This window comes from Microtetraspora niveoalba (assembly GCF_001570405.1).
GTDB classification, from domain to species: domain Bacteria; phylum Actinomycetota; class Actinomycetes; order Streptosporangiales; family Streptosporangiaceae; genus Microtetraspora; species Microtetraspora niveoalba.
Genome location: NZ_BBYM01000068.1, coordinates 1 through 13,984 on the forward strand (window position 1 = coordinate 1; position 13,984 = coordinate 13,984).

10 protein-coding genes are annotated in these 13,984 nt (G+C 73.5%); all 10 read left to right on the top strand.

All coding sequences use genetic code 11. The annotated features are described in order from the left end of the window. Window positions 1–842 precede the first annotated feature (842 nt). The gene (locus AWQ70_RS36775) at window positions 843–2,573 is read left to right on the top strand and encodes a peptidoglycan D,D-transpeptidase FtsI family protein (RefSeq protein ID WP_067186808.1); all 1,731 of its coding nucleotides are present in this window, start codon (window positions 843–845) and stop codon (window positions 2,571–2,573) included. Between the two features lie 40 nt (window positions 2,574–2,613). After that, window positions 2,614–4,170: a UDP-N-acetylmuramoyl-L-alanyl-D-glutamate--2,6-diaminopimelate ligase gene (locus AWQ70_RS36780; RefSeq protein WP_067186810.1), complete on the top strand. Its 1,557-nt coding sequence runs from the start codon at window positions 2,614–2,616 to the stop codon at window positions 4,168–4,170. Between the two features lie 48 nt (window positions 4,171–4,218). Then, window positions 4,219–5,586, top strand: a complete 1,368-nt coding sequence (locus AWQ70_RS36785; protein ID WP_067186813.1) for a UDP-N-acetylmuramoyl-tripeptide--D-alanyl-D-alanine ligase — start codon at window positions 4,219–4,221, stop codon at window positions 5,584–5,586. Then, on the top strand, window positions 5,583–6,656 hold the full coding sequence (mraY, locus tag AWQ70_RS36790; RefSeq protein WP_084518215.1) for a phospho-N-acetylmuramoyl-pentapeptide-transferase: 1,074 nt from the start codon (window positions 5,583–5,585) through the stop codon (window positions 6,654–6,656). The genes AWQ70_RS36785 and mraY overlap by 4 nt, the downstream gene beginning before the upstream one ends. After that, window positions 6,638–8,047 carry a UDP-N-acetylmuramoyl-L-alanine--D-glutamate ligase gene (gene murD, locus AWQ70_RS36795; protein ID WP_067186815.1) on the top strand — a complete coding sequence of 470 codons (1,410 nt, stop codon included), beginning with the start codon at window positions 6,638–6,640 and terminating at the stop codon, window positions 8,045–8,047. Before mraY ends, murD begins: the two co-directional genes overlap by 19 nt. Before the next feature lie 79 nt (window positions 8,048–8,126). Continuing rightward, window positions 8,127–9,362: a putative lipid II flippase FtsW gene (ftsW, locus tag AWQ70_RS36800; RefSeq protein ID WP_245647328.1), complete on the top strand. Its 1,236-nt coding sequence runs from the start codon at window positions 8,127–8,129 to the stop codon at window positions 9,360–9,362. Window positions 9,363–9,399: 37 nt separating this feature from the next. Further along, window positions 9,400–10,479, top strand: a complete 1,080-nt coding sequence (gene murG / locus AWQ70_RS36805) for an undecaprenyldiphospho-muramoylpentapeptide beta-N-acetylglucosaminyltransferase (protein ID WP_067186820.1) — start codon at window positions 9,400–9,402, stop codon at window positions 10,477–10,479. Window positions 10,480–10,531: 52 nt separating this feature from the next. Further along, window positions 10,532–11,929 (top strand): UDP-N-acetylmuramate--L-alanine ligase, encoded by a 1,398-nt coding sequence (gene murC, locus AWQ70_RS36810; RefSeq protein WP_067186823.1) that lies wholly within the window; start codon window positions 10,532–10,534, stop codon window positions 11,927–11,929. A gap of 161 nt (window positions 11,930–12,090) precedes the next feature. Further along, window positions 12,091–12,738, top strand: coding sequence for a cell division protein FtsQ/DivIB (locus AWQ70_RS36815; protein WP_245647327.1), 648 nt, complete (start codon window positions 12,091–12,093; stop codon window positions 12,736–12,738). Window positions 12,739–12,983: 245 nt separating this feature from the next. Further along, a partial coding sequence (gene ftsZ / locus AWQ70_RS36820) for a cell division protein FtsZ (protein WP_067186825.1) occupies window positions 12,984–13,984 on the top strand: 1,001 nt, incomplete at its 3' end.

Genomic DNA, 13,984 nt, shown 5'->3' on the forward strand with positions numbered 1-13,984 from the left:
CTGGACACCGGCCAGACCGCCCCTCCGCGTTTCCTCGACGCAGAGACCGGCACCCGTACCGGTGGTGAGACGGAGGGCGCGGGCCGGTGAGAGAGGGCGGCGGCCGGAACCCGGGGCCCGGCCGCGGCGGCCCGGGCGGACGCGGCGGTCAGGGCCCCGGCGGCGGTTCGGGCGGGCGCGGCGGTCAGGGCCCGGGAAGCGGCGGCGGACGAGCCCAGGGGCCGGGCGCCGGATCGGGCCGGCGCGGGCCGCAGAGCGCCGGCGGCGGCAGGCCCCTCCCGGGCTCCGGCCGTCCCGCTTCGGGCGGCTCCGGCAGACCCTCCTCCGGCTCGGGCACGCCCGCGTCCGGGGCGGGGAGACCCGCGAACGGTTCCGGGCGTCCCGCGAACGGCACGGGAAAACCGGCGAACGGCACCGGAAAACCGGCGAACGGCGCGGGACGTCCCGCGAACGGCTCCGGCAAAACCGGTTCCGGCTCGGGCACGCCCGCGTCCGGGCCGGGCAAACCCGCGAACGGATCAGGGCGCCCCTCCTCCGGTCCGGGCAAGCCCGCAAACGGCTCGGCGAGGCCCGGGACGGGCTCCGGCAGGCCCCCTTCCGGGGCCGGTCGGCCCGCGTCCCCCAACGGCCGCTCCGGCGGCCCCGCGGGCGATCCCCGTCCCGGCGGGCCCCGCCGTACGGGAGACGACCCCGCCAGGGGGAGGAACGGCGAGCCGCGCGCCGGAGGGCCGCGCGGCCCGAGGAGGGACGACGGGGAGGAGACCCTGCGCGTGCGGGGCCCCCGCTCCTCCGGACGCCCTCCGGGCAATCCGCCCAGGAACCCGCCGCCCCGGCCGCCCGCCGTGCTGCGCCTCGGCAACCCCGAGCGACGGCTGCACGCCGGGCTGATCGCGATGGCGTTCGTGCTGTCGCTGTTCGCGGGACGCCTCGTCCAGCTCCAGGGCCTGGACTCGAAGGTGCTCCAGGAGAAGGCCGCCCGGCAGCGGGTCCAGCCGGAGACGCTGCCGGCCAAGCGCGGCTCGATCACGGACGTGAACGGCAACGAGCTGGCCCTCACCAAGGACGCGGCCGAGATCTACGTCGACCCGTACGACGTGGACCCCAAGAAGCGGGACCTGGTGAGCGCGACGCTGGCCAGGGAGCTGAACCTGCCCAAGGAGAAGGTGGACGCCGCGCTCGCGAAGACCGAGCAGCGGTACATCCCCCTCGACCGGGACGTCGAGCCGCTGCGCGCCAAGAAGATCATGGGCCTCGGGCTCAAGGGCGTCGGTTCGAAACCGACCTACCAGCGCCTGTATCCCGGCGGCAGGCTCGCCGGAAGCCTGCTCGGCTTCGTCGGCTACGACGGGCACGGGCTCGAAGGCCTCGAGCGCACGTACGACAAGGTCCTGGCCGGGCAGGACGGCCAGCAGAGCATCGAGATCGGCCGGGGCGGCGAGCGCATCCCGATGACGCGCAGCACCCGCAAGGAGCCGGTGCCGGGCCACGACGTGCGCCTGACCATCGAACGGGACATCCAGTGGTCGGCCGAGCAGGCGATCGACCGCCAGGTCCGGGCCAGCGACGCGGCCAGCGGCAGCGTGATCGTGATGGACATCAAGACCGGCCACATCCTCGCCATGGCGAACTCGCCCGGAGTGGACCTGAACCGCTGGGACGCCGTCCCCGCGGAGAACCGGTCCAACCGCGCCGTCTCCGAGGTGTTCGAGCCGGGCAGCACCAACAAGGTGATCACCGCCGCCGCGGCGATCGAGCACGCCGGGGTGACCCCGAACACGGTCTTCCGGGTGCCCGACCAGATCCAGTGCGCCGACCGCACGCTCAAGGACGCCCACACGCACCCGCCCGAGCGGCTCACCTTCACCGGGATCATCGCGGAGTCCAGCAACGTCGGCACGATCCTGGCCGCGCGCAAGCTCAGCGACCAGCGGCTGTACGACACCATCCGCGCGTTCGGGTTCGGCTCCACGAGCGGCTCGGGCCTTCCGGGCGAGGAGGCGGGCCTGCTGCCCGACTGGCGGACCTGGTCCGGCAGCCAGCGCTGCACGGTGGCGTACGGACAGGGCGTGTCCGTCACCGCGCTGCAGATGGCGAGCGTCTACCAGACGATCGCCAACGGCGGCGTGCGGGTGACGCCCTCGCTGATCGCGGGCACCACCGACGACCACGGGCGGCTGGTCCCGGCCCCCACCCCCAAGCAGACGCGGGTGATCAGCGAGGCGACCGCCCGGCAGATCTCCGGGATGCTCGAAGCCGCCGTGGGCAACGACGGCACGGGAACGGAGGCGGCGATCCCCGGATATCGTGTGGCGGGAAAGACCGGCACGGCCATGCGGTACGACCAGAAGTGCGCTGGGTACTGCGGATACACGGCCACGTTCGTCGGCTTCACCCCGGCGGACGCGCCGCGCCTGATGGCGCTGGCCGTCATCCAGGATCCGAAGAAGGGCCATTACGGCGGGGCGGTGGCCGCGCCGGTGTTCAAGGAGGTCATGAGCTTCGCCTTGAAGACCAGGAAGATCCCGCCGACCGGCACGAAGGCGCCCAGGGCCGTCCTTCGCGCCGGAGAGTGACCGGGGAAGGTACGCTCTCGCCGTGCGTCCCCCGTTCTCCATGCGTCCCGAGGCCGTCCCGGCCCGCCCGCTGTCCGGTCTGACGGCCCTTCTCGGCACGTCCTCCGTCGTGCCCGCGCCGGGCGCCAGGGCGCCGCGCGGCGCCGTCACCGGCATCGGCATCGACTCCCGCCGCATCCGGCGCGGCGACCTGTACGTCGCGATCCCGGGCAAGAACGCCCACGGCGCGGCGTTCTCCCGCGAGGCCATGGCGGCGGGGGCGGTGGCGATCCTCACCGACGAGGAGGGCCGCGAGGCGGCCGCGCAGACCGGTCTGCCGGTGCTCGTCGTGCCCGACCCGCGGGCGGTGCTCGGCCAGGTCTCCGCCTGGGTGTACGGCACCCCGGCCCGCGAGGTCATGGTCATCGGCGTGACGGGCACCAGCGGCAAGTCGACGTCCACCTTCCTGCTGGAGGCGGGGCTGCGGGCCGCGGGCCACCGCACCGGCCTGGTCGGGGGCGTGGAGATCCGCGCGGGCGACCTGCGGTTCACGCCGGAGCTCACCACTCCGGAGGCCAGCGACCTGCACGGGCTCTTCGCGCTGATGCGCGAGCAGGGCGTGTCCGCCGCCGCCATGGAGGTGTCGAGCCACGCCCTCGCCCTCGGGCGCGTGGACGGGATCTTCTACGATGTCGCGATCTTCACGAACCTGTCGCAGGACCACCTGGACTTCCACAGCGACCTTGAGGACTACTTCTCCACCAAGGCGAGGTTGTTCACCCCCGAGCTGTCCCGCGTCGGCGTGGTCAACATCGACGACCCGTACGGGCGTGAGCTCCTGGGCAGGGCCAAGGTCCCGACGACGACCTTCTCCGCCAAGGGCGCTCCCGAGGCCGACTGGAGGGCCGAGGACGTGCGCCTGGGCGCCGACGGCAGCGCCTTCCGCGTCGTGGGCCCCGGCGGGGTCGAGGCCGACGTGTCGGTGGCCCTGCCCGGCCCGTTCAACGTGGCCAACTCCCTCGGCGTGATCGTCGCGCTCGTCGAGGCCGGCGTCGGCCTCCAGGCGGCGGTCGCCGGGATCGGCGCGTTCGGCGGAGTCCCCGGACGGATGGAGCGGGTGCCCGGTGGGGTCGGCTTCCAGGCGATCGTGGACTACGCTCACAAGCCCGGTGCCGTAGAGTCGGTGCTCGGCTCGCTGCGCGAGGTGACCCGGGGTCGCCTCGTCGTCGTGCTGGGCTGCGGCGGCGACCGCGACCGCGGCAAGCGCCCGCTCATGGGCGAGGCGGCCGCGCGGCTGGCCGACGTCGCGATCCTCACCAGCGACAACCCCAGGAGCGAGGATCCGCTGGCCATCCTGGCCGCGATGATGGAGGGAGCGCTCAGAGTGCCCAAGGGCGAACGAGCGCACGTGATCGTGGAGCCCGACCGGGCCGCCGCGATCGAACTCGCCATCGCGGGAGCGGCGGAGGGAGACGTCGTCGTCGTGGCCGGCAAGGGCCACGAGCAGGGGCAGTACGTCGAGGGGCGGGTCATCCCCTTCGACGATCGCGAGGTGGTCGCCGAGGCCATCTCCAGGAGAGGAAGCCGAGCCGGGCACGACGCGCCGCAGGGCGCGTGAGGCGAGGCCGAACCGACCGATCAACGTGATAGAGAGCAGGAAAGACGCATGATCCCGTTGCCGTTGGCCCGGGTCGCCGAGATCGCCTCGGGTGCGCTCACCGGCATGGCCGACGCCCGCGCGGTGGTCCGCGGCCCCGTCGTGATCGACTCGCGGGCCGTCGAGCCGGGATCGCTGTTCGTCGCGATCAAGGGAGAGCGCGCGGACGGCCACGACTTCGCCGCGCGCGCGTGCGCGGACGGGGCGGTCGCGGTCCTCGCGTCCCGGCCCGTCGAGGCGCCGGCCGTGATCGTGGGCGATGTCGTGGCCGCCCTGGGCGCGCTGGCGAACGCCGTGGTCGCCGAGATCCCCGCCGCGACCGTCGTCGGTGTGACCGGCTCGGCCGGCAAGACCACGACCAAGGACCTGCTGGCCAGGCTCGCCGCCCGGATGGGCCCCACCGTGGCCCCCGTCGGCTCGTACAACAACGAGATCGGCCACCCCCTGACCGTGCTGCGGGCGGACGAGGCGACCCGCTTCCTGGTCCTGGAGCTGAGCGCGCGCAACGTCGGCCACATCGCCGAGCTGGCGCGGATCGCGCCGCCGCGGATCGGCGTCGTGCTGAACGTCGGCACCGCCCACCTCGGCGTGTTCGGCGGCAAGGAGGCGATCGCGCGGGCCAAGGGCGAGCTGGTGGAGGCGCTGCCGGAGGACGGGGTGGCCGTGCTCAACGCCGACGACCCGCTGGTCGCCGCGATGGCCGGTCGCACCCGCGCCCGGGTGACCTTCTTCGGGCGCTCGGCCGACGCCTCCGTGCGGGCCGAGGACGTGACGCTCGACGCCCGGGGCCGCGCGTCCTTCACGCTGCGCACGCCCTCCGGGGCCGCCGCCGTACGGCTGCGCCTGCACGGCGCGCACGCGGTGGAGAACGCCCTCGCGGCGGCGGCCGCCGCCTACGAGCTGGGGCTCCCGGTCGGGACGATCGCCGAGGAGCTGTCGGAGGCCGAGCCGCGCAGCCGCTGGCGCATGGAGGTCACCGACCGGCCCGACGGCGTCACCGTCGTCAACGACGCCTACAACGCCAACCCCGACTCGATGCGGGCGGCGTTCGACAGCCTCGCCGTGCTCGGCGAGGGGCGGCGCAGGTTCGCCGTGATCGCGGCGCTGCGCGAGCTGGGAGAGGAGAGCGCGGCGCTGAACGAGGACCTCGGACGGCTCGCCGCGGGCGCCGGGCTGGAGGGGCTGATCGTCGTCGGGGAGGACGCGGGGCCGGTCCTCGCGGGCGCGCCGGGCGCGCTGCACGTGCCCGACGCCGCGGCCGCCGCCGCGGAGCTGTCGGCCCGGCTGCGGCCGGGAGACGTGGTGCTGGTGAAAGGGCCGCGCGCGGCCGGTCTCGAACGGGTCGCCGAGGCCCTGCTCGGGGGTGACGCCCGGTGAGGAACATCCTCATCGCCGCCATGGTGTCGCTGCTGCTGTCCATGGCGGGCACCCCGCTGGCGATCCGGCTCTTCGCGCGGCGCGGCTACGGCCAGAACATCCGCGAGGAGGGCCCCTCGGGGCACTACGACAAGCGGGGCACCCCCACCATGGGCGGCACCGTGATCGTCATCGCGGCGCTGATCGGCTACTTCAGCGCGCACCTGATGACGTTCTTCTCCTCGACGCCGGAGCCGCCGACGGTGTCGGCGCTGCTGGTGCTGTTCCTGATGACCGGCCTCGGCCTCGTCGGGTTCCTCGACGACTTCATCAAGATCTACAAGCAGCGCAGCCTGGGCCTGCGCAGCGGCGCCAAGGCGCTCGGCCAGCTCGTCGTCGGCGCGGTCTTCGCGGTGCTGTGCGTGCAGTTCCCCAACGCGTACGACATCACCCCGGCGGAGACGCGGCTGTCGTTCCTGCGGGACTTCGGGCCGTCGATCGGGCTGGTGGCGTTCACGATCTGGGTGCTGTTCATCATCGTGGGCTTCTCCAACGCGGTGAACCTCACCGACGGCCTGGACGGGCTGGCCAGCGGTGCGACCGGCGTCGTGCTGGCGTCGTACGTGCTGATCGGCAACTGGCAGCTCCGCAACAGCTGCACGACGGCGCTCGGCCCGAACTGCTACTGGGTGCGCGACCCGCTCGACCTCGCCGTGGTCGCCGCCGCCGTGCTCGGCGCCCTGGTCGGCTTCCTGTGGTGGAACGCGCCGCCCGCCAAGATCTTCATGGGTGACACGGGCTCGCTCGCCCTGGGCGGCGTCATCGCCGGCCTGGCGTTCACCACCCGCACCCAGCTCCTGCTGGTCATCCTGGCGGGCCTGCCGGTCGTCATCACCGCCTCGGTCATGATCCAGGTCGGCTTCTTCAAGATGACCGGTAAACGCGTGTTCCGCATGGCGCCGCTCCAGCACCACTTCGAGCTGAAGGGCTGGGCCGAGACCACCATCGTGGTGCGGTTCTGGCTGATCGCCGCGCTCTGCGCCGCCTCCGCGCTCGGCCTCTTCTACCTCGAATGGATGCCCAAGCAGTGAGCGTGGTCGTCGTCGCCGGGCTCGGGGTCTCCGGCGCCGCCGCCGCCCGCGGCCTGGCCGCCGCGGGCGAGCGGGTCGTGGTCCTGGAGGCGAACGCGGGCGAGCGCCAGCGGACGGCCGCCGCCGAGCTGGCCCCCCTCGGCGTCGAGGTGCGGTTCGGCGAGCCGATCCTCCCCGAGGGGACCTCGCTCCTCGTCACCTCGCCCGGCTGGCGTCCCGGCCATCCGCTGCTGGCCGCCGCCGCGCGCGCCGGGGTAGAGGTGATCGGCGAGGTCGAGCTGGCCTGGCGGCTGCGCGGCCCGGACGGCTCCGCCGCCGCCTGGCTCGCCCTGACCGGGACCAACGGCAAGACCACCGCCGTGCGGATGCTGACCTCGATCCTGATCGCGGCCGGGCACCGCGCCGCCGCCGTCGGCAACGTCGGCGTGCCCATCGCGGCGGCCGTGCGCGAGCCGTACGACGTGCTGGCGGTCGAGTTGTCGAGCTTCCAGCTCCACTGGTCCTCGAGCCTCGAGCCGCGGGCGGCCGCGCTGCTGAACGTCGCCCCCGACCACATCGACTGGCACGGGTCCATGGAGGAGTACGCCGCCGCCAAGGCGCGGATCTTCGAGCGGGCGGGCGTGGTCGTCTACAACGCCGACGACGAGTGGTGCGAGCGGCTGGCCGGGCCGTACCGGCCGGGGGAGGCGCGCGGCGGCGACGCGCGGCTCGTCGGCTTCACGCTCGGCACGCCCCGGCCCGGTCAGCTCGGCGTGGTCGAGGAGCTGCTGGTCGACCGGGCCTTCGTGGCCGACCCCGCGCGCGAGGCCGAGGAGCTCGCCGACCTCGGCGACATCACGCCGTTCGCGCCGCACAACGTCGCCAACGCGCTCGCCGCCGCGGCGCTCGCCCGCGCGTACGGCGTGCCCGCCGACGCCGTACGGCGGGGCCTGCGGTCCTTCACGCCGGACCCGCACCGGATCGCGCACGTCGCCACCGTGGACGGCGTCGACTACGTGGACGACTCCAAGGCCACGAACCCGCACGCCGCCGCCGCCTCGCTCGCGGCCTTCCCGTCGGTGGTGTGGATCGCCGGAGGCCAGTTGAAGGGCGCGGACGTCGACGACCTGGTCCGCCGGGCCGCCCCCCGGCTCCGGGGCGCGGTGCTGCTCGGCCAGGACCGTGAGCGGATCCGCGAGGCTCTGGCGCGACACGCCGCGAATGTGCCGGTCGTTGACGTTCCGGGGCAAGACACTGGAGTGATGGACCGCGTCGTCGGGCAGGCCCGGCGGCTCGCGTCCCCCGGTGACACCGTGCTGCTCGCGCCCGCCGGGGCGTCGCTGGACATGTGGCCGGGGTACGGCGCGCGAGGGGACGCCTTCGCGCGAGCGGTCCACCGGCTTTCCGGCTAGGCACATCACGCCGGGGGATTCGAGGACGAAAGCGGATATGACGACTGAGGCGGCGGAGAAGCCCGCGAACGCGCACGACATGCTCCGGTGGCGGGCCCGGCTCCGTGAGATCCTCGGGCGGCCGCTTGTCTCGTACTACCTGGTCCTCGGGTGCAGCGCGCTGCTCCTCGCCCTCGGCCTGATGATGGTGCTGTCGGCGTCGAGCATCGAGTCGATGCAGATCAGCGAGGGGCGGTCGCCGTTCTACCTCTTCCTGCGGCAGATCGGAGCGGCCGCCGTCGGCCTGCCCATCATGTACCTCTGCTCGCGGCTGCCCCGGCGCTTCTTCCAGTTCGCGGGATATCCGCTGCTGGCGATCTCGATCATCGGCCTGGTCATGGTGATCTTCATCGGCGCGAGCGAGCTGGGCGCGCAGCGGTGGATCTACGTCGGCGGCTTCACCGTGCAGCCCTCGGAGCCGGCCAAGCTCGCGCTGGTCCTGTGGGGGGCCGACATGCTGGCGCGCAAGGCCAGGGGCGGACTGATCGAGTGGCGGCACCTGCTCGTCCCGCTGATGCCGGGCGTGGCCATCCTCGCGGTCCTGGTCATGCTGGGCCGCGACCTCGGCACCACGATCGTGCTCATGCTGATCTTCCTGACCCTGCTGTGGGTGGTCGGTGCGCCGGTGCGGCTGTTCGTCGCGGTGCTCGGGCTGCTCGTGCTCGCCACGGTCATCATGATCACGGTCGAGCCGTACCGGCTGGCCCGGCTCACCGGGTTCCTGCACGTGTGGGACTCCGCGCAGGCCGAGGGCTACCAGGCGGCGCAGGGGCAGATCGCGATGGGAACGGGCGGCTGGTTCGGTCTCGGCCTGGGCAGCAGCCGGGCCAAGTGGGACTGGGTGCCGCACGCGGAGAGCGACTTCATCTTCTCCATCCTCGGCGAGGAGCTCGGCCTGATGGGCACCCTGGTGGTCGTGGCGCTGTTCGGCCTGCTCGGCTACGCCGGGCTGCGGATCGCCTCCCGGGTCAGCGACCCGTTCATCCGGCTGGCCGCCGCGGCGGCCGTCGCGTGGATCGCCGGCCAGGCCATCGTCAACATCGGCGCGGTGATCGGCGTGCTGCCCGTCACCGGCATCCCGCTCCCGCTCGTGTCGTACGGAGGATCGGCCCTGTTGCCGACGCTCGCCGCGCTTGGCATGTTGTTGTCGTTCGCCAAGCAGGAGCCCGGAGCCGCCGAGGCCCTCGCCGCCCGTGGACCGGGACCGGCCGCTCGGGCTCTAAGCTGGCTTGGCCTGGGTCGTCCGGCGGCGAGATCTCGCCGCGCGGGCCGATGACCCGGCGCTCGATCCGACCCCGAGGGCAGGGAGTGACATGAGGGTGGTCCTCGCCGGCGGAGGCACGGCCGGCCATATCGAGCCGGCGCTCGCGCTGGCCGACGCGCTTCGACGGCTGGACCCGGCGATCGGCGTCACCTGCCTCGGCACCGAGCGGGGCCTGGAGACGCGGCTGGTGCCCGCCCGGGGTTACGAGCTCGCGCTGATCCCCGCCGTGCCGCTGCCGCGGGCGCTCACGCCGCAGCTCCTCACCGTGCCCGGCCGCCTGGCCGGGGCGATCAACGCGGCGGCCGGCGTCCTGGACCGCGTCCACGCCGACGTCCTGGTGGGCTTCGGCGGATACGTCGCCACGCCGGGCTACCTCGCGGCGCGCAGGCGCGGCGTCCCGATCGTCATCCACGAGGCCAACCCGAGGCCGGGGCTCGCCAACCGCCTCGGCGCCCGGCTGACCGACCATGTCTTCACCGGCCACCCCGAGACCGCGCTGCCGGGCGCCCAGTGCGTCGGCATCCCGCTGCGCCGCGACGTCGTGACGATGGACCGCTTCTCCCTCGGGGACAAGGCCAGGTCCTACTTCGGACTGGAGTCCGACCGCACCACGCTGCTCGTGTTCGGCGGCTCCCAGGGAGCCCGCTCGATCAACCGGGCCGCGATCGAGGCCTCACCGGTGCTGCGGGCGGCGGGCATCCAGGTGCTGCACGTGATCGGCCCCAAGAACACGGTCGAGATGGAGCCGCCCCCCGGCGACCCGCAGTACGTGATCCTCCCGTACGTGGACCGGATGGACCTCGCCTACGCGGCCGCCGACCTCGTGCTGTGCCGCAGCGGCGCGATGACCTGCGCCGAGCTGACCGCCGTCGGGCTGCCCGCGGCGTACGTCCCGCTGCCGCACGGCAACGGCGAGCAGCGGCTCAACGCCCAGCCCATCGTGCAGGCGGGCGGCGGTCTGATGGTCGACGACGCCGACCTGTCGGCGGAGTGGATCGTCCGGATGCTGCTGCCCATCCTGCAGGACCCGGAGCGCGTCGCGATGATGTCCGAGGCCGCGTCCCGCATGGGCCGAAAGGACGCCGACGACATCCTGGCCCGCAAGGTCCTGGAGATCGCCCACCGATGAGAGAGACGACGGCGCCGGGAGAGAAGACGGCGCGAGGAGCGGGGAACCAGCAGTGAGTCTTGTCAAGCTCGTACGGTCCGTCCCTGCGGAGGAGCTGGGACGGGTGCACTTCATCGGCATCGGCGGCGCCGGCATGTCCGGCATCGCGCGCATCCTGCTCAAGCGCGGTGTGCCGGTGTCGGGCAGTGACGCCCGCACCTCCGAGATGCTGGGCGAGCTGCGCGACCTCGGCGCCGTCGTGCACGTCGGCCACGCCGCCTCGCACATCAAGAACGTCGACACCGTCGTCGTCTCCACCGCGATCCGCGACTCCAACCCCGAACTGGGCGAGGCGCTGCGGCAGAACCTGCGCGTCATCCCGCGCGCCGCGGCGCTGGCCGCCGTCATGGCCGGGCGCACCGGCATCGCCGTCGCCGGCACCCACGGCAAGACGACGACGACCTCCATGCTGACGGTGGCCCTGCAGAAGTGCGGCGCCGACCCGTCCTACTGCGTCGGCGGGCAGCTCGTCACCACCGGTCTCGGCGCCGACGAGGGCAACGGCGAGGTCTTCGTGGCCGAGGCCGACGAGAGCGACGGATCGTTCCTCATGCTCGCGCCGCGCATCGCGGTGGTGACCAACGTCGAGCCCGACCACCTGGACAACTACGGCGAGCCGCAGGCCGTCTACGACAGCTTCGCGCGCTTCGCCGAGCGGGTGGAGTCGGTGCTCGTGGTCTGCGCCGACGACCCCGGCGCCGCCGCCCTCGTGCCGGCCGCCAGGGAGCGCGGCCTCAAGGTCGTCACGTACGGCGAGTCCGAGGGCGCCGACCTGCGCGCCGTCGGGATCGCGCCGAAGGGGCTCGGCCTGGAGTTCACGGTCGCCGGGCACGGCGCCGTCCGGCTCGCCGTCCCCGGCCGGCACAACGCGCTCAACGCGACGGCCGTCCTCGCCGTGGCCCTGGAGCTCGGCCTGCCGTTCGACGAGATCAGGGACGGCCTCGCGGTGTTCACCGGGGCCAAGCGGCGGTTCGAGGCCAAGGGCGAGGCGGGCGGCGTGTCGGTGTTCGACAGCTACGCCCACCACCCGACGGAGCTGGCCGCCGACCTGCGCGCGGCCCGCGACGTGGTGGCGGAGGGCGGCAGGGTCATCGCCGTCTTCCAGCCGCACCTCTACTCCCGCACCCGCTTCTTCGCCGACGAGTTCGGCGCCGCCCTCGGCCTCGCCGACGAGGCGATCGTCCTGGACGTGTACGGCGCCCGCGAGGACCCGGAGCCGGGCGTCTCCGGCGCGCTGGTGGCCGGGAAGGTGCCGCTGCCGCCCGATCGTGTCGCGTACGCGCCGGACCGGACGGAGGTGCCCGCGCTGGTCGCCGGCCGGGCCAGGGCCGGGGACATCGTCCTCACCATGGGCGCGGGCGACGTGACCGAGCTGGGCCCGCTGATCGTCGGGAAACTGTCGGCGGGGTGAGCGGTGTCGGGAGTCGCGGGCCCCACGGCCGGCGAGTCCCGGCGAGTCGCCGGGTGCGACGGCCTCCGGGCTGCCAAGGTGGGGAGCCGGGCACGCGAGCGCGCCGTCTCCGGGCGGCCTCCCGCCGATCGGAGTGAGACGTGAGGGCGACCATCTGGCGAGTGGGTCTGGCGACCCTGCTGACGGGTGGCGTGGTCGGCGCGGCGACGTGGCTGGTCTTCTTCTCCTCGGTGCTCGGGGTGCGCGACGTTCAGGTCAGCGGAGGCGTGCGCGTGCCCCCCGACGAGGTGCGGCGGGTCGTCGGCGTGGCTCCGGGCACGCCGCTGGCCCGGGTGGACCTCGAAGAGGTGCGCAGGCGGGTCGCCGCGCTGACCCAGGTGGAGTCGGCGCGGGTGGACCGCGCCTGGCCGGGGACGCTCCAGGTCTCCGTCGTCGAGCGCACTCCGCTGGCCGTGGCCCGGGTGGCCGGCAGGACGGTGACGGTGGACCGCTACGGCGTCTTCCTCGGAGACGCGGGCGCCGCCGTCCGGCTGCCTCTGCTGCGGGTCCAGCGGCCCGCCCCCGACGACCTCGCGACCCGATCCGCGCTGGCCGTCCTGGCCGCCCTCCCCGAGGGCGTCAAGGCGCGTGTCGGCGAGGTCGCCGCGCCTTCGCCGGGGTCGGTCACGCTCCGGTTGTCCGACAGCCGCACGGTCAGGTGGGGGGACGCGGAGCGCTCCGAGGAGAAGGCGCGCGTCCTGCAGCGCCTCCTCAGGACGCCGGCCCGCTCGTACGACGTCAGCTCCCCGGACGTGGTGACGGTGAAGTGAGATATCTCACGAGAAACGCGATCATGCTGGGCAGGCGTGATCAGAGGCGCTCGCGAATCGGACAGGCCGCGACACGCCGGACGGCGCTAACGGCGAGGTTAGTTGACCCTGAGGGAGGGGCAACCCTACTGTCCGTATCAATCTTCAGGTTGACATAACTCTAAATCTCAACTTGAGGGTGAGAGTTTTGAGACAGCGCGGGTACCCCCCGCATCCAACGCAAACGAGCGGAAAGGCCCCTCGTCGTGGCAGCACCGCAGAACTACCTCGCGGTCATCAAGGTCGTCGGCATCGGCGGCGGCGGAGTGAACGCCGTCAACCGGATGATCGAGGAGGGACTCAAGGGCGTCGAGTTCATCGCCATCAACACCGACGCCCAGGCGCTGCTGATGAGTGACGCCGATGTGAAGCTTGACGTCGGCCGCGAACTCACACGCGGCCTGGGCGCCGGCGCCAACCCCGAGGTCGGCCGCAAGGCCGCGGAAGACCACCGAGAGGAGATCGAGGAGGTCATCAAGGGGGCGGACATGGTGTTCGTCACCGCGGGCGAGGGCGGCGGCACCGGCACCGGCGGCGCGCCGGTCGTGGCGAACATCGCGCGCTCGCTCGGCGCCCTGACCATCGGCGTGGTCACCCGGCCCTTCAGCTTCGAGGGCAAGCGCCGGGCGATGCAGGCCGAGGCCGGAATAGAGACCCTCCGCGAGGAGGTGGACACGCTGATCGTCATCCCGAACGACCGGCTGCTCTCCATCTCCGACCGGCAGGTCAGCGTGCTGGACGCGTTCAAGGCCGCCGACCAGGTGCTCCTCTCCGGTGTGCAGGGCATCACCGACCTGATCACCACGCCCGGTCTGATCAACCTGGACTTCGCCGACGTCAAGTCCGTCATGTCCGGCGCGGGCTCCGCGCTCATGGGCATCGGGCACGCCCGCGGCGACGACCGCTCGGTCGCGGCGGCCGAGATGGCGGTCTCCAGCCCGCTGCTCGAGGCCAGCATCGACGGCGCGCACGGCGTGCTGCTGTCGATCGCGGGCGGCTCCGACCTGGGCCTGTTCGAGATCAACGAGGCGGCCCAGCTCGTGTCGAACGCGGCGGCTCCGGACGCCAACATCATCTTCGGCACGGTGATCGACGACGCCCTCGGCGACGAGGTGCGGGTGACGGTCATCGCGGCGGGCTTCGACGAGCCGGCGCCCGCCAAGCCGGCCGCCGCGCCGCCCCAGGCCGCGACGCGGTCGCAGCCGGC

Excerpts from the sequence above, each read along its gene's own strand:
- murG (WP_067186820.1), top strand. The coding sequence starts at position 9,400 with ATGAGGGTGGTCCTCGCCGGCGGAGGCACGGCCGGCCATATCGAGCCG.
- AWQ70_RS36780 (WP_067186810.1), top strand. The coding sequence starts at position 2,614 with ATGCGTCCCGAGGCCGTCCCGGCCCGCCCGCTGTCCGGTCTGACGGCC.
- murD (WP_067186815.1), top strand. The coding sequence starts at position 6,638 with ATGGATGCCCAAGCAGTGAGCGTGGTCGTCGTCGCCGGGCTCGGGGTC.
- ftsW (WP_245647328.1), top strand. The coding sequence starts at position 8,127 with ATGCTCCGGTGGCGGGCCCGGCTCCGTGAGATCCTCGGGCGGCCGCTT.
- AWQ70_RS36785 (WP_067186813.1), top strand. The coding sequence starts at position 4,219 with ATGATCCCGTTGCCGTTGGCCCGGGTCGCCGAGATCGCCTCGGGTGCG.